Genomic DNA, 24,066 nt, shown 5'->3' with positions numbered 1-24,066 from the left:
TGAATACGTTCAGACGAGTGAATTTGGTTAAGAAGTTTCTGCGATTTTGAAGATGATTTCCTTGAAGCTGGAGGGCATTGATCAGCATGTGCGGGATTGTCGGCATCTTGGGGCGTGGTCCGGTCGCGGGGCAGCTGGTCGAGTCACTCAAACGACTGGAATATCGTGGCTACGACTCCGCAGGCGTCGCGACGCTTGAAGGCGACCATCTCGAACGCCGGCGCGCCCAGGGCAAGCTGAAGAAACTCGAGGCGCGGCTACGCGGCGATCTGCTGTCGGGTCATGCCGGTATCGGTCATACGCGCTGGGCCACCCATGGCAAGCCGACTGAGCGCAATGCCCATCCGCATATGACGGATAATGTCGCCGTCGTCCATAACGGGATCATCGAGAATTTCCGCGAGCTGCGCGCTGAGCTAGAGCAGAATGGCGCTAACTTCGCCTCCGAGACCGATACTGAGGTGGTGGCGCATCTCGTCGAATCCCATCTAATGAATGGCCGCTCGCCGCAGGACGCAGTAAAAGTGTTGCTGCCGCGGCTGCGCGGCACGTTCGCGCTGGCATTCCTGTTCAAAGGTCATAACGACCTCATGATCGGCGCGCGCAGGGGTTCGCCGCTCGCGATCGGGCATGGCGACGGCGAAATGTATTTGGGATCGGATGCTATCGCGCTCGCGCCCTTCACCGATAAAATCACCTATCTTGAAGACGGCGACTGGGCCGTGCTTACCCGTACGATCTGCGTCATCTATGACTCGGAAGGCGCCATCGCCCACCGGGAAATGCTGAAGCCCGGCGCGTCATCGCTCCTGGTAGACAAAGCGAATTATCGCCACTTCATGGCCAAGGAAATTCACGAACAGCCGGAAGTGGTCGGGCAGACGCTGGCGCGTTATGTTGATATGGCCGCCAAGCGCATCGCGCTGCCGTTCGAACTGCCATTCGACTTCAATGACATTAGGCGCATCTCGATCACGGCTTGCGGTACCGCAAGCTATGCGGGGCACGTCGCCAAGTATTGGTTCGAGCGGCTGGCGCGTATACCGGTCGAGATCGATGTCGCCTCTGAACTCCGCTACCGCGACGCGCCTTTGCGCAAAGGGGATCTCGCGATCGTCATCTCGCAGTCCGGCGAGACCGCCGACACGCTGGCCGCGTTGCGCTACGCCAAAGCGCAGGGTCTGCACACGGTTTCCGTGGTCAACGTACCGACGTCGACGATTGCGCGCGAGAGCGAAATCGTGCTGCCGACACTGGCTGGCCCAGAAATCGGCGTCGCCTCGACCAAAGCTTTCACCTGTCAGCTGATGGTGATGGCCGCCCTTGCCATCGCCGCAGGCAAAGGGCGCGGAGAATTGTCGGAAATCGATGAATTGAAGCTCGTAGATGAGCTGATCGAAGTTCCGCGGCTGATCGCTGAGGCGTTCGCGATCGAACCGCAGATCGAGAAGCTCGCGCGCGATATCGCCAAATCGCGCGCTGTTCTCTATCTCGGCCGCGGCACGTCGTTCCCGCTGGCGCTGGAGGGCGCGCTCAAGCTGAAGGAAGTCTCCTATATCCACGCCGAAGGCTATGCCGCCGGCGAGCTCAAGCACGGCCCGATTGCGCTGGTCGACGAGAGCATGCCAGTGGTGGTGATCGCTCCTTACGACCGGGTTTTCGAAAAAACCATCTCAAACATGCAGGAAGTCGCCGCTCGTGGCGGCAACATCATCCTGATGACCGATGCGACAGGGGCTTCGGAAGCGACGGTGGATTCGCTCGTGACCATTGTGCTGCCAGACATGACTGCAACCTTTACACCCATGATCTATGCCATTGCGGTGCAGCTCTTGGCCTACTATACCGCTGTCGCAATGGGAGCGGACGTCGATCAGCCACGCAATCTCGCGAAATCGGTGACCGTAGAATAGGCGGGCAGGGCCAAAGTCGCGGTGATCGTGAGCCTCCAGCCAATAGGCCTTCGTGTTTGGTATGTCCTTTCTGTGGAAGCCAAACCCGAGCAGACCTCAATTTCTCTCCTATCCATCTTTGCCGATCGTCGTTGCTGCGTGCGTCCATATCGCCTTCCGGACATGAACGGTTCGCACTTCGAAATGCGATAATGACCTCAAAAGTAAAACTGAAGTTCAGCTCCCGGACCGGGATTCACGGATGGCGCGATCTATAGGAACTCTGTCTGCCGTGCATCGATAATTGAAGGTCCGCTTGAATTAGTCGGCTACCACCACAGCCGGGCGCTGCTGATCCGGCGGGCCAGCGCGGCGACTTCGACGAAATAGCCATCCAGGTCCCTCCGCAAATTCGGCCTCGTGAGCTCTTACTCGTGTTCGTTGCGGCAAGCTTCGTGACCTTGGCGCTTTTAGTGTGGGCCCGACCGCTCCATCGCTGGCTGCAACGCTTTCCCATCGTCGGCGGCCATGTTCGATATCCGCGGTGTGCATCATCAGTATCCACGGTGTGCAATTCCTATGGCAAGGCCGCGAATTGAAGGTGCGGCATCCATTCGTTCTTGTCTCTACGAAGAAATAAGGGGATTCCCCGGACTACTGAAAGTCGGAAGGCCAATTTGCTCATAAATACCGCTTCGCGACGATTCACACAGACTGATTCTGCCGCTGGCGCGATTTGAGCGACTCACGCTAGGCTATTCTCCTCCACAATCACAATGCGAGACGAGACACGAAATGGTTGCTGCCGCCCACAAACTGCCCACGTCAGGCGACGCGCTCGAAGTGGATGGTCGATTGAAAGCCGAATTTATGACCAAGGTCGGAGCAAAGACAGGGGCAGAAGATCTGAAGAAGCGCTTTCCAATGCTTCAGATCAGAATTTACGATGCGCAGACGATGACTCGAGAAGAGGTATCGCTTCCGCCAGCTTAGGTGCTCATCGAAAAAGGTTTTTTGGTGCGCGTGCGGCAGGGACTACCTCCGAGCCGCACAAGTGTCGGCCCCTATGGCTTGGTCCCCGGTGGTCGTCCGTGAAGAGCTGTCCAAGCCATTGAGCGGCAGTCGATTTTGGAGCGGAGCTCTCAGGTTGTTCTGCGCGTCATCATTGCGCCTTCTGCGAAGCAGGGTACGGATCGGAGTCTCGCGTGGCGGTGGCCCGCTTGCACAGCTGGCGTCGGTTCAGTTCGCCGACATAATCGCCGCCCGCGTCTACAACTTGATGCATCACATTCGTCCCTCTTCGGGATTCGAAGGAGCGGGTCTCAAACGAATCGGAGTTGCTGAAGTAAAGTCGAACTGATCAGTGCGAACTGCTAAAGTCCATTCGTCCGCACTGAGGATCTGCCGTCCTATCTATCCTGGCGACGTGCAAGTACGGTGGGGCCGGCTGCTTAAAACGCAAGCGGCAGCACCGATTCAGCCTAATTGGGAACTAAAGCGCCGCCGAGACCGATCGCTACCGACTCGAAAGTGACGAAGTCGCCGAAGCCCTTCAGCTCTTTAGGCTCCTTGTTTTCGGAGGCGAGGGCGAGGCCAACATAGCCTGTTTCGTCGTCCCTCCTGATGATAGTTCTGTGTCCTCACGAACAGCGGCGGCATCCCCACGAAATGGCGGCGCCTTTGTTCTCAGACAGATCAGAGACTGTCGTGTTAAGCCGTAAGCGGTCCAAATCACACGACCGTTAACGCGCGCTTAGAGCGTGGCTTGCGGCCATCAGCGACCATCTCATCGAACTTGCTCGTGCCCCACGTCGATGTAGCGGGCCGCTCTCGTCGCGGGACATGCGGCGCGGTCGGTAGATGATCGGGGCTTAGACTCATCGTCTTCGGGATAATCGACAATGGGCAGCTAGATTACTCTCCGGCATCTTTGTTGCCCCGGGAGCGTCTGAACGGAGGCGAGGGCCACAAGACTCTCGCGAAGTGGAAGCAACTGAGGCCGTCGCCCGCAGATCGGGCGCCGAGGTCACGATCGGGCACGTTGATCCGCCACACAGTCAGCGGCCCGTGTGAAGGCCAAGCTCGTCCAGTGTTTTGATCTCCATAAGCGCTCCTGTCTGCTGGTCAGAGACGCAAACCGTGGGTGTGGCGCAGCGGCGACCGCCAGATCCACAGCACCGACGCCGCGCCAGCACGCTGCTGGCCAGCAACGTGGCACGAAGAGCCCAATGCGGCACCCGCCGTGCCGCCGAACAGCGAGCCAGTGGCGCCAGCCCCACACCACGCTCCGGATGCTCGCGTTCACCCGGCCCTGCAGCCGGTGCGTGGCCAGCCCATATCGAATGGCGACCTGCTGCACGTTGTAAATCCCGTGGCCAACGACAGCAGGAACTGACACAGAGCCACGCACGTCACCGCGGCCGGTCCACCATGGCCGGGTGAGAAGCGCAGCCAAGCTCATGCCTCCAGCGCTGGAGCGCGACCATGAGCACCGGCCTGAGGCCGATCGCGCGTCCCGCTGACGGTGCGGTGACCGCCGACGCCGCCGCCGAGTGCACCGATGCCGAGCACCATGCCGACAGTCCCGCCCTCAAATCCAGATCTTTCGTCAGGTGCAGCAGGAAGACCGCCGAATATGCGTGGTATTCAAAAGATGAAGGTGCCAGTGGCCAACACAGAATCGGGGTGCGCGAACACAGTGGTTAGCCCTTCAGCCATTTAGCCGAGTAGCTGGGTCGACCCGGCCGCTGAGCGCGCGGCTGCCATCGGCACGAGCGTCAGCAACGCAGTGCGAGCAGGAACGAGGCACAGTCGGCCAGGATCGCAGTCGGCGCGGAGAACGCGCTCACCAACCAGGCGGCCAGGAACGGACCCGCTGCCAATGCGCTCGCCTGCGGAGCTCCAACAAACTCTGCGCCTGGACCAGCCGAGTCCGGTCCATCAGCATTGGTACGCACGCCAGATAGGCCACCTCGGCGATCACCGCCGCCACCCCGACCAGCGCCGTCGCCGTACACAGCTGGACCATTCCGATTGTCCGAGGCCCACCAGCAGCGGAATCGTGGCCAGCGTTGCCGCCAAGTTGGCGATCAACAGGATCCACCGGTGCGGGATGCGGTCCACGGTAACCCCGGCGAACGGGCCCGCCACCAGGTACGGTGCCCGACCGCAAGCCAGCAGCAGCCGGTCTGCACGGGCCCCACGCCTAGCAAAGTGATCGCGGTAAGCGGCAGCACCAGCATGGTCACCTGGGAGCCAGCAAAATACCGTCTGGCCACGACCTGGGCTTTGAGAAGGATGGGACTCTGGATCGCATTCACTGTCGAGACCAACCGAGATGGCCGAGACGAGGAGATCTCCAGAGCAAAGAGTGGCGGCCTTGATTGCCGTGACGGGTTTATAGCCGCGAGAGAGGCTCGCGGTGCCCGTCGCGGAGAACCGCGATGTCCAGGCACAATCAAGTTTCGCAGAGCAGCCCCGGCCGAACCAATTTTTATGACGAGATCACAAATAGAATCATTGCCGAACTAGAGGCGGGGTGTGTGCCCTGGGTCCAGCCGTGGGGAACGGCCGCGGCGAAGGCGCCGATTGCCATGCCTTACAATGCAGCAACACATCGGCGATATAGCGGCATTAACATCCTGATCCTCTGGGGCGCTGTGGTCGAGCGGGGCTTCTCCGGCCAGAGCTGGCTCACCTTCCGGCAGGCATTGTCGCTGGGTGGCCACGTCCGCAAAGGAGAGCGAGGAACGACTGTCGTCTATGCTGACCGCTTCGTGCCCGCAGAGGAGAGGAAGCGGGCGATCGAGGCGGCCGACGAAGCCCAAGCGATTCCCTTTCTGAAACGTTTTACGGTCTTCAATACCGACCAATGTGACGGGCTGCCAGCCGAGGTGTCGACTATGGCGCCTCTCCCGTCACCTCACATGATCGAGCCGCAAGTCGAAGCGCTGATTAGTGCCAGCGGCATCGATCTTCGAATCGGCGGTAACCGAGCTTTCTATTGTCCTTCTGAGGACTACGTTCAGGTGCCATTTCCGGCTGCCTACTTTGAGCCGATCAATTGGCACCGCACGGCTCTGCACGAGTTGGCTCATGCCAGCGGACATTCCTCTCGGCTCAACCGGGATCTATCCGGAAGTTACGGCACCAAGAAATACGCCTTCGAGGAAATCATCGCGGAGATATCCGCTGCATTCTGCTGTGCTTCGCTCGGCATCGTGCCGACCGTGCGGCATGCGGACTACATTGGTTCGTGGCTTGAGGTTCTCCGCGATGACAATCGCGCAATCGTCCGCGCCGCTTCGCAGGCCAGCAAAGTCGCGGATTATCTGCTCGCGTTCTTGCCTGATCTCGCCTTGAGCCCGGTGGAAGAGCCTGCCCACTGCGAGGCCGCCTGATGCTGTTCGATGCTTCCGAACTGGCACACCGCCTCGCGCGCGAGGCCGAGGCGGTGTGCCGCCATTATCTCTCCAATGGCCGGCGCGTGGGGCGCTACTGGCTGGTCGGCGACGTCCGCAACACGCCAGGTCGCTCGATGTTCGTGCGGTTACAGAAATCTCCGAAGGGACCTGCGGGCAAATGGACCGACGCCGCCACGGGCGAACATGGTGATCTCCTCGACATCATCCGCGAAACCTGCGGCCTCATAGAATTCCGCGATGTCTTGGACGAGGCAACGCGCTTCCTTAAGCTGCCTCGGGCGCACCCGGAGCTCCCAACGAAGCCCGTCCGCGCAACAGTGAAGGCAGGGTCGGCTGAAGCGGCGCGGCGGCTGTTCGCGATATCTCGGCCGATCGAGGGGACCCTCGTGGAGGCATATTTGCGCGGACGCGGCATTGTAGAGCCGCACCACGGAGCGAGCCTGCGTTTCCACCCACGCTGCTATTATCGGCTGGATGAGGACGCGCGGATCGAGATTTGGCCTGCAATGATTGCCCGCGTCACCGATCTCGATGGTCGGATAAGAGGCGCGCATCGGACCTGGCTCAATCCCGAGGGTTTTGACCCAATCCGGCTCGGCAAGGCGCCGATCGACACACCACGAAGGGCAATGGGCAATCTGCTCGGCAACGCAGTTCGTTTCGGTACGGCGAATGATGTGCTTGTTGCGGGTGAAGGGATCGAAACCATCCTGTCGCTGCGCAACGCACTGCCTACGTTGCCAATGGCCGCCGCACTATCCGCCAATCATCTCGCTGCCATGCTGCTCCCGCCGACGCTGCGTCGCCTCTACATCGTCCGGGATGCGGATGCGGCGGGAGACGCAGCGACGGCCGCCCTCAGGCAGCGCTCGGAGGCTGCTGGTATCGTGGCGATCGCCTTGTCTCCTCGGTTGGGAGATTTTAATGAGGATCTCCGCACGTTCGGCATCCACGAGCTTCGAGCGGCCATGCGCATTCAGCTCGCGCCGCAGGACGTTACCCGCTTCTTGGTGATGGCGGAGGAGCGTTAAAGCCGGCGTTGCTGGCGCCGTCGTCACGGCAGGTCGATGGGAGGTCCATGGTGCCGAGGAGAGGCCGCGCCCTGGCCTTCTAGAGGGCGATCGGACAGCAACCGGAGCGGACCGGCAATGGCTGCGCCCGGCTATTTTCCGCCGGCGGTGCTCACCCCACGAAGAAAGCTTCGCGGGGCCCCGGCCACGCGCCTTTGCATCGCGAAACAAAATAGCCGGACTTCGCCATCCTCCGCTGTCGCTGCGGCCCTTCGCTTTGCTTCGGGTTCTGGTCCGTTCCGCCCGCCGCCTGAGTGATCGCCACGAAGGCCGCGATGGGCGCGGCCGATCCGGGCAAAGGACCTCGACCATGACATCCGATCGCAACGACCTCGATTTCGAACCAACGCACGGCTCATCGCCGATTGATCACGTCATTAGCGAACTTCAGCTCTTTGGCTACCGTCCCTTCAACGACGAGCCAGACCCGAGGCCGCTTCCCGAAAGCAACATGATTGTGGGTGCTGTCGTCGATGTCTTCGACGCCATCGTAGCAACCCTAAGCGACACTCGGCTCGAGCCGGATCTCGAAGACCTGCTCTGGTCGACGGTCAACCTGTTCCACCGTGCAACAGAGCGCATTGAGCGCGACCTCGACGACAACGAGCAAGCGCAGCGGAAGAGCCAGCGTGAGCAGGACGGCTCGGAAATCAGATCGGTCGAGCTCGAGCGGCTCACGGCTGAAGGCATCACGCTGGTCGAACGTCGCAATTGCATGGAGTTCTTCCGCGATCAGTCCATCGAGCGCTTCCAGATCCATACCGGCTCGCCATGGCGTCCTCGCTCTGGATCGCTGGTCAATCACCGCAAGCTTACTGGGGCGATGATCGACTCCAGGGATTTTCTCGCCGCCAAACACCGGGCGGAGACCGAAGTGTTGCTGCCGGCGGGCCCCAAAATTGCCCTAACCGGTGGGCTCGACTTCAACGACCATCATCTGATCTGGGAACGACTTGACAAGGTCCACGCCAAGCATCCAGACATGGTGCTGCTGCATGGCGGCTCGCCGAAAGGCGCCGAACTGATCGCCGCCAAATGGGCGACCAATCGCAAGGTGCCTCAGATTGCTTTCAAGCCTGACTGGACCAAGCACGCCAAGGCAGCACCGTTCAAGCGCAATGACGCGATGCTGGAGATCTTGCCGATCGGCGTCATGGTCTTCCCCGGCACTGGCATCCAGAGCAATCTTGCCGACAAGGCGAAACGACTCGGCATCCCGGTCTGGAAGTTTGGGGGCGGCGCGTGAGCGCCGTCGATGCCGATTTCGAAATCTCCCTGAACAGGGTAAGCGTCGTAACCGACGCAATCGCGCCCCCGAGCACATTCGCCACCTCGAAGGTGGTTAGACAGTGAGCCGCACTTCTAACTAGTTCCGGCTTGAGTAACCTCGCGTCCAGGTGATCGTGGAAGGCGCGAATTGCTCTCGAACTTCCTCAATACCTTCGCATCGGTCTATTCTGCTCAGATCTTTGCTCTCGCTGTAGACTCCCTTTCATTCCTGGTTAGGTTCACTGCCGGCGTGATGGTATTTCATAGCGCGGGCGCCATCGGCGCGTTGCTCGTCGGCATCGCTCCCGCCGCGATGATGCTCCTCCTCGGTCAGATCACCTTTGCCATCGCGCGGTCATTTGTCTTGCGCGTAGCCATCGCGGCAGTCTTTGCCATTTCGGCCGCCGTTGCGTTATTATGTGATATCTCGGATATTGTATGTTGGGGTGCCATCCCCGCTCTGGCACGAGATCTTTGGCTGCATCGGCTCGATCTTCATCGGTGACACGGGGGCGGGCGCGCATGACCGTCTTGGCCGAGCTTGGCCCGCTGCAGTCAGTCAGGGCAGGGCGAACCAACGTCAACCAGTTCTCGCGGCTAGCACGGCTATAGCCCTTCGGCTCGGCGCCCAGGGTTCTCCTCAATCATTAGGCGCGTCGAGATCGCCAATGATCGGCATCGCAGGGAGGGGTGGTCTCCTCAGAGCACTACACGGCCATTATGCCAATCATCGGCAACTCTGTTAGTGTCGGGGCGGGCGTTCTCTAACGGCTGTTTCGGGGCGGCCGACGCCCGACTTTTCCCGCACGTTGTTTCCTTTCTTGCCTGAACCTCTCGACCTCTTGTACAGGACGGCCGACGTCCGCCGCCCCGTCTCCTTAAGGCTGTTCAGCGCACGGACGAACCTTGCCTCTTGATGGCTTGATCTGGCCGAAGACCGGCTCCGCCTCGATCGTCTGAGCCGCAACGCCGCCGTTCAGACTTTCTTCCCTTGGGCTGACGCCCATTCCTCGCGAGCCAAGAAAGTCTTCCGGCTAGCGTCCTCCGCCACGCTCCGGCCCGCGAGCGGGTGCGTCGCCGATCGTCATTCGGCCTCTCGATCACCATCGAGGCCGCGGTGGTCGCGGGCTCGAAAACTCAAGGAGAAGTGACATGGCTAACATCGGTTCCTTTAAGAAGGTCGGCAACGATTTTCAGGGCGAGATCGTCACGCTGAGCGTGCAAGCGAAGGGCGTCCGCATCGTCGCCGAGCCCAACCGCACCAACGAGAACGCGCCCAGCCACCGCGTCTATGTCGGCCGGGCCGAGATCGGGGCAGCCTGGTCGAAGCGGTCAGAGGAGGGCCGCGACTACCTTTCGCTCAAGCTCGATGATCCTTCGTTCAACGCGCCGATCTACGCGAACCTGTTCGAGGATGAAGACGAAGGTCATACCCTGCTCTGGTCGCGGCCGCGGAAGAACGGCGACTAAGTTCTCTACACCGAAGCCCCGCCCGACCCACTCGGGCGGGGCCCTTTTAGCCGCGCGACGGAAGCCGTTAATCTTTTGTTTACCTGAACTTAGGCCAACCGATTCGGCGCGACATCTCAATTCGTTCCCCCGAGTTTGCCGCAGCCGAGTCGGTGAAGAGTCAAGCTTATGGGCAACAAATATACTGCATCGCGATCGGCGCGACTCACCCTATTTCTCGGCCACTACAAACGCGTTCACCGCTTCACGGAGCTGACGATGGCGAGTCCGTTCATGTTGTTTCCCGATCCACAAGCGGTGACGCTTAAGCGCACTTGCCTGGCGCAAATGATTGTCAGCCTTGCCGCGTTCACCTCGACCGGCGTCCTGCTATCGAATGTCGTGACGGTGATGAATGGAATGCATTAGAGGCGTCGGCCAACTTAGAGCAGAGCTGCCAGAAAGGCTGTAAGAATCCTAGGGCCGGACTGCACAGTGCCCATGGCGCCATGCGGCCCGGCCCAACCATTGATCGATCCATTCAGACCAAAGCGAGGTCAACTATTGCAAACGTTGCCGCAGCAGACATCTTGCTCGGAACGAGCAGAAGGTCGTTGAAGACTTACTTCTTCATCTTCTTCTTTTTGGCCTTTTTCACGGTGGTCTTCTTCGCCTTCTTCGCTTTCTTGGCCATATGCCCCTCCGTTAAATCTCAAATGAGATCGCTTACTGCGCAGACCGGAATCGGCCCGCACACGAGAAAGCGTACCACAGAATATGCAAGATTGACATTGAGACGTCTTGTTCGTGAGGCTACCGCGTTCGAGTGTCTGCCGTGGGGTCAGCACGGGGCAAGAGAAGGTTCTCGCAACCACCGCCGGTTGTCCTTATGTGATCCGGTCTTGGGCTATCCGCAAAGAACACCAGCAGAAACTTGCGCGGGCATGATCTGGACACTGGCGGACTGATGCAATCGGCGCCCGAAGTACCCGCTGGGCCGTTCTGTTGCCCCATTTGGCCGAAACGATCAGCAATCCGAAGTCCTTTCTAGCTTGGGGCAACCCCTGAACCATCCCGTCATGTCTTCGCACCGCCCTACGCGCGATGGCGTCGCTCGCCTTGATCCGGCGGGCTACGACGCGTGCGACTGGGCGTGGGAGTTCTTGCGCCGGAACAAAGACTATATCGCCGAGTGGCGAGGCTCCGTTCCTCGACGTCTGCCGTACATCAGACTTAGTGATGGGATGTGGCTGTTGCGGCTGCGGCGACGCTTTCCTCGCGCCGAACGATGGGGACTTTATGCCTTTGCCGACCCCGCGCTATGCGCCCGGCAGGCACCGGTGTTCTGGCACGTCGATGCCCTGAAGCGGGTGATCCGCCTCAACGCCCAAATGCGAAATGGCAACGAAAATACGCCGCCGTCCACGCTTGCGGACTTCAAGTTCAATCGAACGGCGGTCATCGGTGTCGACAAGGTCCCGTTGGTGTTGGTGAAGGGAGCGGGCGTTCATGTCCCCCTCGAAATCCGCGGTCTTCCTGCCCTAACTGCGCCATTTGCGCCGGTCTTCGAGCTCCATGGCCTCGGCGACCTCTCCACGCAAATCGAGCTTCTGAAGCGCTTGAAGCGTTTCACCGAGCCTGGCCAGAGGACAATACAAACGCCGCCATTCGCAAGCGACGAACGTATGCATCACGCCCTGATCGCGCTCGATGAAAGCCTGGAGGGCAAGACCTACCGCCAGATCGCAATCACGATTTTCGGGGAGAAAAAAGTTGCGGAGGAATGGTACGGGCATAGTCAATTCTTGAAAGATCGCACGCGACGGCTTGTTGCCAAGGGAACCGAATTGATGAAGGGCGGCTATCGCGATCTCCTGAGCTAGCCGCTTCTTGTCGCGGCTGCTTGACGAGACTTGCTTTCGCAGGATGGCGAAACAGACCCTGCCGCATTCGCCACTCCCAATCAGGTTACTAATGTGACGACGCTTCTTCTCACGCCTCGTGCTTGACGAGGTAGGTGAGAAGGAGCCTCGGAAATGACGAACAGTGACGACAAAGGGTCCGATAAGCCGTTTCTCAACACGGTAGAGGCTGCCGCCTGGCTGCGCCTCACCAAGAATACCCTTGAAAAAATGCGAGTGAACGGCAGAGGGCCCGCCTACCGCAAGCACGGACGCTATGTCCGCTACCACATCGAAGACCTCATCGAATATTCGCAAGCCAATAAGCGGAGGTCAACCTCCGATGCTGATTGATCGTGCAAGACCCTGGCGCCAACTGGCCGTGCTCTCGGCAATGTGCGCCAGCATCATCGCAGTGCTGATTTCCTTCGCGAACGGGATGCCGTTTTTGATCTACAATGCCTCGGGCAGCGCGCCACTCGGCTTCTACTATCTGGAGCAACGGCTGCCCGTGCACGGTGAACTGGCGCTGTTCAGACCGCCGCCGGCTATTGAGCTTTTGATCATCGCACATGGCGTTTTGCCGGGCCCGGTACCCCTTTTGAAGCAGGTGGCTGCGGCGGGCGGCGATGAAGTGTGCCGCGCCAAAGCACCGGTCGAATCGGTTTTGGTCAATGGAAGGGTCATTGTAGAGGTGCTTCAGAACGATCGACGGGGACGGCCCCTGCCAACCTGGGAAGGCTGCTTGCGGCTTAGTGAAGGAGAATTTTTCCTGCTGCAGCCGCACCCTCATTCGTTCGACTCGCGATACTTCGGCCCGGTGCTGCGCTGCGACATCCTGGGCGTGGCGCATCCGATCTGGACCTGGAATCCGGATATTTGAATTTCCATGACAGCGATGTACGTGTCAGAAAAGGGCGCGCACCTTTCTCTGGTATGCCGCTGAGCCTTCGTTCGGGCAGATCGCGAATCTGCGGTGAAGCAAGCTCTTCCATCGAGATCAACGGGTGAACCAGCGAAGCGGGAGGGCAAGATAAAAGCACTGTCGCTTCACCGTGCTTAGGTCCTTGTCTGCACATCCAAGAATTGGCGACATCGCCGGGCGCGATGTCGCCAATTGCGGCTTAAGGCAATGCCGTCGTTCGTTGATTGCGTCTGCGTCTTGGCAGCCGCGCGCCGGCTTAACATATCCGCGGTCTTCCTGAAGGGGACCTCGCGTCATGCACGGCGTCGACGACGATGAATTCGAAGTTAAGCTTGGCCGGATCGGCAACCGCAAGGCCAGAAGGGCAACCAGCTATCTCCGCCGTGTCCGCCAAGCGGCGGAGAAGACCGGCGCCAGTTCGCGTCGCGCGTCGGACTTCTCGGGCGGCCGGATCGGCCGCGGATACGGGCAAGGTGCGGTGCTGGCCGGGCGAGGGAGAGGCAAGGGCCTTCGTCGCGTCGTGATCAAGGCACGCATCGTGCGCATCAAGGCAGGCGACACAGGGGCCGTCCGGGCACATTTGCGCTATGTGCAACGCGACGGCGTCACGCGGGACTTTGAGCCAGGCGAGCTCTACGACGCGACCAATGACCGCGCAGACGGCAAGGCCTTCACGGAACGAAGTGCCGGGGATCGTCACCAGTTCCGGTTCATCGTGGCACCGGAGGACAGCGCGGAGCTCTCCGACCTGAAGCCCTTCATCCGCGATCTGATGCGTCAGATGGAGCAGGACCTCGGCACCAAGCTCGACTGGGTAGCGGCCGACCATTTCAACACGGGCCATCCGCACAGCCATATCGTCTTGCGTGGCAAGGATGACACAGGACATGACCTCGTGATCGCCCGCGACTACATCGCCCACGGCTTTCGTGCGCGGGCTGCGGGCCTCATCACCCGGGAGCTTGGTCCAGAGACCGAAATCGAGACCGCGCGCAAGCTCCAGCATGAGGTCGCGGCCGAGCGCTTGACGCGCCTTGATAGGGCAATCCTTCATGAAGCGCGGGAGGAGCTTTTTCAGCTTAGCGCGCAGCCCACGAAAGATCCCGTCTGGCAATCCGCGCGGATGGGGCGGCTTCGAACACTCGAACGGTTGGGACTGGCTGTGGAGGAGAGCCCTGGCCGTTGGCGCATCGATAACGAACTGAAAACGAAGCTCCGGCGTATGGGCGAGCGTGGCGACGTCATCAAGACCATGCATCGCGAGCTTGCAGTGGCTGGAGTTGCACGAGCTGTCGGCAGCTATGCGATCTTCGATACGGAACGGAGTGGCCAGCGCTTGGTCGGACGGGTCGTGGGGGAAGGGTTTGCGGACGAACTGACGGAGCGCCGGTATGTGGTGATTGATGGATTAGATGGGCGCACACATTATGCCGACATCGGCGCTATCAGTCCGAACGAAGAGCCACTGGTCCGGAACGCGATCGTCGAACTCAAATCGCGAACTGCTGAGCCACGCGAGATCGACCGGACCATCGCAAAGATCGCCGCGGCCAATCATGGCACCTATAGCGACCGACTGCACCGCCAGTTCGATCCGCAAGCGTCAAACGAATATGTCGGATCCCACGTTCGGCGTCTGGAGGCGGTGCGGCGGCAAGGGATAGTGACCCGTCGTGCCGACGGTAGCTGGAATGTCGGGAAGGACTATCTCGATCAGGCGGTTCGATACGAGGAGCTGAAGCGGTCGCGCAATCCGGTGCGGGTCGCGATACTATCATGGCAAAGGCTTGAAGATCTGCCGTCCGCGCTGGGGGCGACATGGCTCGATCGCCAGCTTCTTGTCAAAACGCCGGAAACTCTCGGGCCAAGCGGAATGGGTGCAGAGGTCGAGACGGCTCTGCGGGCGAGGAGGCAATGGCTGATCGAGCAGGGCCTTGCGCGCGAGGAGGGTGGGCAGCTGCGGTATGCCAGAGGTCTGCTGCGGACACTTGAGGCCCGCGAACTTGCCAGGACCGCAGCGGACATTGCGGCGCGAAACGGCCTCGAGCACGTCGAGGTCCAAGCAGGAGACCGGCTCACGGGCGTCTACCGGCGTATGCTGACGCTCAACAGCGGGCGCTATGCCCTGATCGAGCGGTCCCGAGACTTCGCTCTGGTGCCCTGGCGCCCAGTTCTCGAGCGCGCGCGGGGACAAATTGTGACAGGAAGCGTTGGTAGGGAGGGAATATCCTGGTCAATCGGCCTGAAGCGCGGCCTTGGACGGTGACGCTACTTCGTACGGCTCCGGTTTGGCATCTCCTCCGCTATCGTTCGATCAGTATCTTGGCGCGACCGGTCGTCCCGATTCGGTCGCTGAGCCAGGTCTCGTAACCCCACAATCCGACCACGGGCTTGTTCAGATAGACGAACAATTCGCCGTCGCGCTTGGGCGTCAGCCCTTCGGCGAGCGTCTCGGACTTGTCCGAGACGGCAAAATCCTTTTCGTCCGGGAGCAAACTGTCGCTCTGCCTTGGCGGAGCGCGGTCGAGAAAATCCTCCTCATTGCCCCTCGAGCCGATCCGAAGAACGATGTTGCCCCACGGACGGTCAAAGCTCCTGCGAAATGGGAACAAGACAGTCATGATCACGGACTTCCACCCGGACAAGTGGGACACCGGCTGACCGCCCATGTAGGACTCTTCGCCAAAGAACGTCCACTTGCCCGAAGGCGGATTGGTCTCAGGGTCGGGGAGGCGTTTGAAGACGACGCGATACCGAACGCCGGTTTCCAGAAAGACGCCAGTGGACACACAAAGATTGTTCGGTTTGTTGGCGGCGTCATCAGAAGTATCGAAGATGAATTCGGCCTGCTGCTTGCCGCCGACATTTTTGAACCCGTTACGGTTGGCATCAAGGCCTGCAGTTTCCGTGCAAAAAGTCCCGAATGAGTCCCGGATCGAAAACAGGTAGTGGCTTCCGAACGCGAGCGCCAAATACAGCATGCCGAGTGCCGAAGCTGCCGGCGCGAAGTAAAATTTGAAGCCGTGCAGGATGGCTTGATAGATCCAGAATTGTCTGAGTTTCCTAATCGCAAACTCTGGCAGGAAGTAAAAAACTAGAAACGCAATCAGAACACTGCGGACCGGCTCCGCCGTATAGGCAAGCAGAATTTCATTCCATGTCGGGGGCAGCACCAGCCAGCCAAATCCAGGCACGCTGCCAAACTGCGGGTAGAAAAGTACATAAAGGATGGCGGCGACGAACAGGATGCTCTGGAGCGGTGAGGCAACCAACGGAGCTTTCGGCTCGGCAGGCTTGTTCGTCGCTGGAAGATACTCGCTCCATAGCAGCCGCATTCGATCACTGATCGATTGGCCGAGCCGAACGCCAATCCAGATCAGGAAGGCAACGAGACCTGCCCAGATCAGGAACCATGCTGGATCCCGGGCATAGGCATCGATCCACCGAGACGCCAGTCCTGGAAGGACTGTGCCAAACAGTCGAATGGTATCGGAGACCATCCGAAGTGGGGTCCGAAGCTCCTGAAAGGCATAGCTGTCCCTCAGGAGCGGATAGAGCAGGAGATAGCCGGTCACGAAAACGGTCAGGAAGTAAATCGCGCGCTTCCGCCAGACGATGTCCCAGATCGCTTCCTGGGCCTCGTGTCGCTTCTTCGCCTGCTCGCCCTCCGCGATCGCTTTTGTGTTGGGCTCGATGGTGGAACTTACATTGGAGATCGCTGGCCCCGTCGGTGAGTAAGTTACCGCGGCGTCTGTTGACTTCACGACCTCGTAGTCCTTTGGAAATCCGACCGGCGCATAAAAATGCGCACCCATCCTTATCCGGCCGAACACCGCGTCGTGGATCTTGGGCGGACGCCTCGGGTGAGGCTTTTTGTCATCGTCGAGAGTGACCGGCATCGCGTCATAGAAGTCGGCGATTTTTCGGGGACTATATCGGTAATAGCCGCCAAGCCCGCTTCTTGAGTCATAGAGCCGTCCGTCCTTGTCCTTTGCCGAATCCGTGCTCAGCAACGCGTCTGGCTCATTGTCTGGCATATCCTTGAAGGAGAGGCCGGCTTCTTTCGCTTCCGCCATCATCCAGGCAAGGGAGACGTTGGCGAGGGAGTCGTCCGGGTATCCGCCGCCGACATTCGAGTGCACACCTGCAAACCATACCTGCAGCAATTGTTCGCCGCTGGTCGACCGGCTGGCACCGCTCGGCTGCGTGTTGGTCTCATCCTCATTCCATAAGACTGGATGGAAGGTTGCGCGTTCGTCGTCGATTGCTAGCGCGTGCCGGGCTTTGACGATTTTCTTGTTGAACTCCTGGTTTGGCAACTCCAGTGGCCAGATCCACTCGCTGACGCCTCGCGTCATCTCGTCGATCGGCAAGCCATAGGCCGCAACGGTGTCCCATACGCCGACGAATTCGATACTGTCGACCGAGCGCTCACAGGACGTATAGAACAGCTTGTCGAGCCAGAAGCGCGCGAGCCGGAAGGGATATTGCAGATTCCAGGCGGGGTATTTGTCGTGTCGGTAGGCGCGATAGGCGGCCCGTGCCTTCTTGTCGAGCTCGGCCTCGTTGGCAAATTTGACGAGCCCTTGGTTCAGCACAAGGCCAACCAGGATTCGGATCGTGAAGGCGCCACGGCTAAACCCGAAGGCATAGATCTTGTCACCAGGCTCGTAGTTGCGGCACAGGAATTTATAGAGATTGAGCACATTGCGCTTTAGACCGTAGCCGAACGCGCCACCCAGAATGGCGAGCGGCTTGAACGACGACGTTCCGACGCCGTCGTCATAGATTGCGATCTGATTGGAGCCTTTGAGCTCGAGCGCCTGGAATACCCGCCATACATTTGTGCGCCAAACCTTGCCTGCGGAGTTCCCCGTGCCATCCGAAAGCAAAATGATCTTTTTGGCCATTGCTGTTCTCCAGTAGAACTGGTTGCAATCGATAGTCGCCGTGTCTCGCTCAGATCGGCCTGCCGAAAGGGATGAAATACGAGAGCAAATTCAGCGCGCCGAGGAGGATGACTTGGGCGATCGCAGCCTTTACAGATGCAATCTTGATCGCGGTGAGGCTGCTCAGCAGCCGGAATGAGTCTGCCGTAAGTGGAACGAACGATTTGAAGATGGCTGCAATGACGATGTCTTCCGCAATATCGAAGGCCATGTAGCAGATCGGAAGCATCCACCAGATCCAGACTGGCAGGCTCGACAGGAATTCCAATCGCTCCGCCAGCGGCACCGACGCAAATCCAAGGAAGAGCCCGAGGCAAATCAGGAAAAGAAAGTCGAGCGGGAACAGCACCGGAAAGACGTAGCCGCGGATCGCGCCTGATTGCGTTTTATCAGCGAGCCAGCGTGCGAGGGAAGCCTGGCTGAGCGCTTCGTTCTGCGAGGGTATGTACTTCAGATGCTCGAGAAAGCGCGCCGCAACATCCTTGCCATATCGCGGTGCAACGAAAAACTTGAGTGCGAGATTAAGTGCAAGCGTCAGCGCGAACAGAATAACGATCTTGGCCATTGCGTTCCCGGCTCAAAGCGGCGTCCTGATAAAAAAGGATCTGGTCTCAACGCAGCATCGGGCGTCGCAATCTGGCTCGCCCTTGCGGATGCGTTCAGATTCTAAACGTTCTGATACTGCACGCTTTCAGGTTGTTTGGCTATATTAATGCACGCTTGATGCAGAATTGCCTGTGGGTATGTCTGCGTTCGGCAGCAGCCTCGTTGCTGAAGGTATCCTTGTCGGCGGCTGCGACCGTCGCCTGTGGCGGCGGAAGCGTCGGGTGCGTTGACGATCGCCCGTTGCGTGCAGTGTATCGCGGGTAGGGGCCGTCAAGCCGAGGCGAGGGAGTAGCTCGTGCTTCTTCCGCCCCCCTGATCTTTGGTCAGGATACCCTGATCAACAAGGCCCTGGATGTCGCGCAACGCTGTATCGGGCGAGCATTTTTCGATCGTTGCCCACCTGCTCGAGGTTATCTTTCCCTCGAAACCGTCAAGCAGACGATTCAACATATCGCGCTGTCGATCATTGATGCTGGCAGAGGTGTGCCGTTTCCAGAAGTCCGCCTTCTCAAGCACAGCTGCGAGAATGGTTTCAGCCCCACTGAAGGCGCGGTCGAGACAATCCAAGAACCACTCAAGCCACGGCGTGATGTTGAGGTCGCCCTTCTGGGTGCTCTCCAGCATATCGTAGTAGGTCTTTCGTTCTGCGCGTATCTGGGCCGACATGCTGTAGAAGCGCTGCGGAATTCCTTCTGACCGGGCAAGCGACATGTCGGCGATGGCGCGCGCGATACGTCCATTGCCATCCTCGAAGGGGTGGATTGTCACGAACCAAAGATGTGCGATTGCGGCCTTGATGATCGGATCGATCTTCTCTTCGGCGTTGTACCAATCGAGAAACGCGGCCATTTCAGCATCTAGCCTTTCGGCGGCCGGTGCCTCGTAATGCACGCGCTCACGTCCGTAGTCGCCGGAGACGACCTGCATCGGTCCTGCCGAAGCGTCGCGCCAGGCTCCCACAGCGATCTTCTTCATGTTGCTGCGGCCTGTCGGAAAGAGCGACGCATGCCAGCCGAAGAGCCTCTCTGCCGTGAGCTCGGCTTTGAACTTCTGAGTGGCGTCGAGCATCATCTCGACCATGCCTTCGACGTTGCGATCCGCCGACGGTAAGGCGCCCGCGTCCACGCCGAGCCGCCGCGCGAGCGATGAGCGCACCGCATCCTTGTCGAGTTTTTCTCCCTCGATTTCGCTGGACTTGAGGACTTCCTCGGTCAGGGTAGTCAGGACGGCCTCTTCCTGCTGCGGGAAGCCCAGTGCCTGCATCCGGCCTATGAGCTGTCCCTGGCGCAGGCGTACGGCCGCGAGCTGCTTCGCAAGGATCTCAGTATTCCAGGAAAAGTTAGGCCAATCAGGCAGTTGGTGAATATATTCGGACATTCTCCGCACTCCTTGCGGAGAATATGGCGGGGTTTCTTCGCATTCACAAGGGATTTCCTGCAAAATATGCGGAGAATAGCCTGGCTAATCTCCGCATCGTAGAAACTACGGTATCATGGTAGGTCAATAGACTGAGGCTTTCTCCGACGTTCTCCAATTCGGCCAGTGTCGCCTGACTTCCTTTGGCGGACTATTTTGCCCGCACCCTAACGGCAGAGCGACCGCAAGTGTCCGCGACTGAATGGCTAAGCGGGGCGTTCGTTCGCGCCCAGCTAAACTCGTTTCGCAAAAACGAGTGGAACGCGCGCTCTTCGGCGCAATCAGGCGATGCGACCAGTCGAAGACGAATGCTCAAACCGGGTTCGTTCGATTCGTTCTCTCACTTCGGGATAGGCGTGCGCGCGGAGCAATCAGAGCCGGGCTGAACAATTGATCCAATTTGATCATGCCGTTCACCTTCTATTGAGGCGCTTCCTCAACTACGCTGAAATTGGCGTACCGACGATCTCTCATCGATCAGTTTGATCGGGGCGGATTTCGTTGTCCCAGTCGATTTTTATTCCGGTTGAATGCTCGGCGCACTCCCGCTTTTCATCTCGCCGCACTCGTTGCGAGAGTGAGTGGGGCGGAAAATGTTTCCGGCAAAAATCTACGTCGGTCAGATCACTGTCGTCTTCGGCATTGTCATCGCGTCAACGTGGACAGCGACGCAATGGACCGCGGCGGCCCTCGGCTTTCAGGCGCGGCTTGGCGCGCCCTGGTTTTTGATTGCAGATCATCCCGTCTATCTGCCCTGGCGATTGTTCGAGTGGTGGTACGCCTACGAGGCCTATGCACCCGAGATCTTTGAAACAGGTGGTGTCATTGCTGGGGCCGGCGGTGTCGTGGGCGCACTGTTTGCCGTACTCAATTCGGTGTGGCGGGCGCGGCAAAATCAGCTCGTAACGACTTATGGCTCGGCACGCTGGGCGACGCCAAAGGAGATCAAGGAAGCCGGCCTGTTCGCGCCAAAAGGCGTGTTTCTTGGGCGGCTTGCAAGCAACTACTTGCGTCATGATGGAGCGGAGCACGTCATGTGCTTTGCCCCGACACGCTCCGGCAAAGGCGTTGGACTTGTGCTGCCGACGCTATTGTCCTGGACTTCGTCCGCGGTGGTGCATGACATCAAAGGTGAGAATTGGGAGCTAACCTCTGGCTGGCGAACAAGTTTCTCGCATTGCCTGTTGTTCAATCCGACCGACGCGAGAAGTGCCCGCTATAATCCGTTGCTTGAGGTCCGAAAAGGCGCTGCGGAAGTGCGCGATGTCCAGAACATCGCCGACATCCTGGTCGACCCGGAAGGAGCCCTGGAACGCCGCACCCATTGGGAAAAGACCAGCCATTCCCTGTTGGTCGGCGTCATCCTTCATGTTCTTTATGCGGAAGAGCAGAAGACGCTCACCCGAGTGACCGAGATCCTGGCCGATCCCGCGCAGTCCTTTGAGAAGACGCTGCGGATCATGATGGCCACAAACCATCTCGGAACCGAGGCTGAACCAAAGGTCCATCCCGTGGTCGCCGCGACCGCGCGCGAGCTTCTCAACAAGTCCGAGAACGAGCGCTCCGGCGTGCTGTCGACGGCCGTGAGCTTCCTGGGGCTCTATCGCGACCCCGTCGTCAGCCGGAACACCGAAAGCTGCGATTGGCGCATCGCCGATCTCGTCGGCGCCGAACAGCCGGTCACGCTTTACCTGGTCGTACCGCCCTCGGACATCAGCCGCACCAAGCCCTTGATCCGGCTAATCCTCAACCAGATCGGCCGCCGCTTGACCGAATCCTTGAACACGAAGGCGGGTGAGGCCAAGCAGCGCCAGCTTTTGTTGATGCTGGACGAATTCCCGGCGCTCGGCCGGCTTGATTTCTTTGAAAGCGCGCTCGCTTTTATGGCCGGCTACGGCATCCGCGCTTATTTGATCGCCCAGTCGCTCAATCAGATCGCCAAGGCCTATGGCGAGAACAACGCGATCCTGGACAATTGCCACGTCCGCATCGCGTTTGCGGCAAACGACGAACGCACCGCAAAGCGCATTTCCGACGCGCTGGGTACCGCGACCGAATTAAGGGCACAGCGGAACTATGCCGGTCACCGGCTCGCGCCCTGGCTCGGCCACGTGATGGTCAGCCGCCAGGAGACAGCTCGGCCGCTGCTCACTCCGGGCGAGGTGATGCAGTTGCCGCCCGACCAGGCCATCGTGCTGGTCTCCGGCCTTGCACCGGTTCGGGCCAATAAGCTCAGGCACTACGAGGATGCAAATTTTGTAGGGCGCCTGCGTTCGCCGCCACAGCTCGCCACGGACGAGTATCGCGACCGTCCGGCGGCACGTCCAAACGACTGGGCCAGCCAGATCCGCACTGTCGATCTTCGGTTGGCGACCCTCCCGTACCGCGACCTCATGCAGTCAGGAGCCGAGGAGGGCGGCCTCAAGCAGCAGCTGCCGCTGTTCGAAGACACAAAACCTCATGTCGAAACAGCGAGGTTCGCCGAGGAGCGCCTGCTCGATGATGACGCAGACGTCGCCGCCGATCGCAACCAGATGCAGCGAGTGGCCAACGCCTCAAGCACCATCCGCAGCGCCCACGCCGTGACCCGCGACGACGACGATCTCCTTCCTGCGTTCTGACGGGAATTCTCGAATGAAACCCAAACTCTCGGCCTATGTTTCTGACAGCGTGGCAGAGCGGCTTGAGTTAGCTGCCAAGCGACCCGGAACCAACAAATCGGCGATCATCGAAGCGGCGCTCGATCGCTTCCTGAATCCGGAGCGCGACGCTAGCGGCGATGCCGCGTTGATCCGCCGGCTCGACCGTATGAGCCGGCAGCTCGATCGGTCGGAACGTGATCTCTCGATCATGGCCGAAACCATTGCTCTGTTTGTCCGCTACTACCTGACGATCACGCCGCCTCTGCCTTCGGGTGATCAGGATGCCGCACGCGCGCTTGGACGTGAGCGGTTCGAAATGTTCGTCGTCCAGGTCGGCAAGCGCGTCGCGTCGGGCGGCCGGCTGGTTGCCGATGTCATGGAGCAGGTCTCAACTTCAAATCCGGACCTCTTCATGCGGCACCTCGAGGAGGGAGCGCCGCTCGGCGCCGGCAAGGAAGGCTCCTCAACGGGATCCCGCTCGCAGCATGCGACGGGCGAGCAGCCGGGGCTGTCTCCGGCAGGGCGGGAGGAGGTCGGCCATGTCTGATCTTCTCTCGCCCGAAACCCGCGAGCGGCGCCGCGGAATGTTGCGGACCGCGATGGGCCCGGCCATCGCGCTGGCCCTGGAAGAGGCCGACGTCGTCGAGGTGATGGTCAATCCGGACGGCAGGCTCTGGCTCGACCGGCATGGGTCCGGGCGCGCGGACACCGGCGTGGTGCTGACGCCACAGGAGTCTGAGCGGATCATCCGCCTGGTCGCAAGCCATGTACGCGCCGAGGCAAGCGGGGCATTCCCGATCATCTCGGCCGAGCTGCCCGAAACCGGTGAGCGGTTTGAAGGCGTTCTGCCGCCGGTCTCGCTCGCGCCGTGCTTTGCTATCCGCAAACCTGCAACGACCACCTTCCGTCTCTCTGACTACGTCAAGGCGCAGATTGCTTCACCCGTGATGGCCAAGGTGCTCACCGCCGCGGTTACAGAAGGCCGAAGCATTCTGGTTGCCGGCGGCACGGGATCGGGCAAGACGACGCTTGCCAATGCGCTTCTGGCGGAGATCGCCGGCCTTAATGAACGCATCGTTATCATCGAGGACACCCGCGAGCTCCGCTGCGAGGCCAAGGATGCCGTGACGCTCCGGACCAAGCCGGGTGTGGCAAGCCTTGCCGATCTCGTGCGTTCTACGCTCCGCTTGCGTCCTGACCGCATCATTGTCGGTGAGGTGAGAGGAGCCGAAGCGCTCGACCTGCTGAAGGCCTGGAACACAGGCCATCCCGGCGGGATCGCCACGGTTCACGCCAATTCGGCACGCGCGGCCCTCTACCGGATCGAGCAACTGGTCCAGGAAGCCGTTACCACAGTGCCGCGCCGGCTTATCGCCGAGGCGATCGATCTCATCGTCTTCATCAAGGGGCGAGGGCCCGCGCGGCGGATCGAGGCGGTCGCCGAACTCAAGGGCCTCGATCCCGCTGGCGACTACCATCTGGAAACCCCGCCCGGCCTTCCCACTACCTCCCATCGTCCCTGA

General features: G+C 60.1%; 19 protein-coding genes. 16 read left to right on the top strand and 3 right to left on the bottom strand.

What is annotated here, in order from left to right:
- Positions 1–86 precede the first annotated feature (86 nt).
- From glmS to rlxS, 13 genes are all read left to right on the top strand, one after another.
- Complete coding sequence (glmS, locus tag LMTR3_RS12820; protein WP_065745352.1) at positions 87–1,913, top strand: glutamine--fructose-6-phosphate transaminase (isomerizing); 1,827 nt, start codon at positions 87–89, stop codon at positions 1,911–1,913.
- A 774-nt stretch (positions 1,914–2,687) separates the two neighbouring features.
- Positions 2,688–2,885: a hypothetical protein gene (locus LMTR3_RS12815; protein ID WP_065745351.1), complete on the top strand. Its 198-nt coding sequence runs from the start codon at positions 2,688–2,690 to the stop codon at positions 2,883–2,885.
- Positions 2,886–4,376: 1,491 nt separating this feature from the next.
- The gene (locus tag LMTR3_RS38450; RefSeq protein ID WP_176721870.1) at positions 4,377–4,598 is read left to right on the top strand and encodes a hypothetical protein; all 222 of its coding nucleotides are present in this window, start codon (positions 4,377–4,379) and stop codon (positions 4,596–4,598) included.
- Positions 4,599–5,335: 737 nt separating this feature from the next.
- Positions 5,336–6,292, top strand: coding sequence for an ArdC family protein (locus tag LMTR3_RS12805; protein ID WP_065745350.1), 957 nt, complete (start codon positions 5,336–5,338; stop codon positions 6,290–6,292).
- The gene (locus tag LMTR3_RS12800; protein ID WP_065745349.1) at positions 6,292–7,347 is read left to right on the top strand and encodes a DUF7146 domain-containing protein; all 1,056 of its coding nucleotides are present in this window, start codon (positions 6,292–6,294) and stop codon (positions 7,345–7,347) included. The genes LMTR3_RS12805 and LMTR3_RS12800 overlap by 1 nt, the downstream gene beginning before the upstream one ends.
- A gap of 349 nt (positions 7,348–7,696) precedes the next feature.
- Entirely contained in the window at positions 7,697–8,632 is a 936-nt protein-coding gene (locus LMTR3_RS12790; RefSeq protein WP_065745347.1) for a DUF2493 domain-containing protein, read from the top strand.
- 171 nt (positions 8,633–8,803) lie between these two features.
- A complete protein-coding gene (locus tag LMTR3_RS12785; RefSeq protein WP_065745346.1) occupies positions 8,804–9,160 on the top strand; it encodes a hypothetical protein in 357 nt (118 codons plus the stop codon).
- A gap of 647 nt (positions 9,161–9,807) precedes the next feature.
- Positions 9,808–10,125, top strand: coding sequence for a DUF736 domain-containing protein (locus tag LMTR3_RS12780; protein WP_028349841.1), 318 nt, complete (start codon positions 9,808–9,810; stop codon positions 10,123–10,125).
- A 258-nt stretch (positions 10,126–10,383) separates the two neighbouring features.
- A complete protein-coding gene (locus tag LMTR3_RS38890; protein WP_210184692.1) occupies positions 10,384–10,533 on the top strand; it encodes a hypothetical protein in 150 nt (49 codons plus the stop codon).
- Positions 10,534–11,357: 824 nt separating this feature from the next.
- Positions 11,358–11,987, top strand: coding sequence for a DUF2285 domain-containing protein (locus LMTR3_RS12770; protein WP_210184691.1), 630 nt, complete (start codon positions 11,358–11,360; stop codon positions 11,985–11,987).
- Positions 11,988–12,140: 153 nt separating this feature from the next.
- Complete coding sequence (locus LMTR3_RS12765) at positions 12,141–12,359, top strand: helix-turn-helix domain-containing protein (protein ID WP_065745343.1); 219 nt, start codon at positions 12,141–12,143, stop codon at positions 12,357–12,359.
- On the top strand, positions 12,349–12,888 hold the full coding sequence (locus tag LMTR3_RS12760) for a S26 family signal peptidase (RefSeq protein WP_176721868.1): 540 nt from the start codon (positions 12,349–12,351) through the stop codon (positions 12,886–12,888). Before LMTR3_RS12765 ends, LMTR3_RS12760 begins: the two co-directional genes overlap by 11 nt.
- Positions 12,889–13,225: 337 nt before the next feature.
- A complete protein-coding gene (gene rlxS / locus LMTR3_RS12755; RefSeq protein ID WP_065745341.1) occupies positions 13,226–15,196 on the top strand; it encodes a relaxase/mobilization nuclease RlxS in 1,971 nt (656 codons plus the stop codon).
- A 37-nt stretch (positions 15,197–15,233) separates the two neighbouring features.
- Here rlxS and LMTR3_RS12750 read toward each other — a convergent pair whose 3' ends face one another.
- The 3 genes from LMTR3_RS12750 to LMTR3_RS12740 all read right to left on the bottom strand — a co-directional run bounded on the left by LMTR3_RS12750 (position 15,234) and on the right by LMTR3_RS12740 (position 19,862).
- Entirely contained in the window at positions 15,234–17,840 is a 2,607-nt protein-coding gene (locus LMTR3_RS12750; protein WP_065745340.1) for a T6SS phospholipase effector Tle1-like catalytic domain-containing protein, read from the bottom strand.
- A 49-nt stretch (positions 17,841–17,889) separates the two neighbouring features.
- Entirely contained in the window at positions 17,890–18,444 is a 555-nt protein-coding gene (locus LMTR3_RS12745) for a hypothetical protein (protein WP_065745339.1), read from the bottom strand.
- 311 nt (positions 18,445–18,755) lie between these two features.
- Positions 18,756–19,862, bottom strand: coding sequence for a Fic family protein (locus LMTR3_RS12740; RefSeq protein ID WP_065745338.1), 1,107 nt, complete (start codon positions 19,860–19,862; stop codon positions 18,756–18,758).
- Between the two features lie 632 nt (positions 19,863–20,494).
- Between LMTR3_RS12740 and LMTR3_RS12735 the strand changes: the two genes are divergently transcribed.
- From LMTR3_RS12735 to trbB, 3 genes are read left to right on the top strand one after another with little or no spacing between them, the layout of a single operon-like run.
- On the top strand, positions 20,495–22,522 hold the full coding sequence (locus LMTR3_RS12735) for a conjugal transfer protein TraG (RefSeq protein WP_065745337.1): 2,028 nt from the start codon (positions 20,495–20,497) through the stop codon (positions 22,520–22,522).
- Positions 22,523–22,535: 13 nt separating this feature from the next.
- Complete coding sequence (locus LMTR3_RS12730; RefSeq protein WP_065745336.1) at positions 22,536–23,090, top strand: ribbon-helix-helix protein, CopG family; 555 nt, start codon at positions 22,536–22,538, stop codon at positions 23,088–23,090.
- A complete protein-coding gene (gene trbB, locus LMTR3_RS12725; protein ID WP_065745335.1) occupies positions 23,083–24,066 on the top strand; it encodes a P-type conjugative transfer ATPase TrbB in 984 nt (327 codons plus the stop codon). Before LMTR3_RS12730 ends, trbB begins: the two co-directional genes overlap by 8 nt.

The sequence above is a fragment of the Bradyrhizobium sp. LMTR 3 genome, from assembly GCF_001693485.1.
Lineage (GTDB): Bacteria > Pseudomonadota > Alphaproteobacteria > Rhizobiales > Xanthobacteraceae > Bradyrhizobium.
This window is presented reverse-complemented; position numbering and strand designations above follow the sequence as displayed.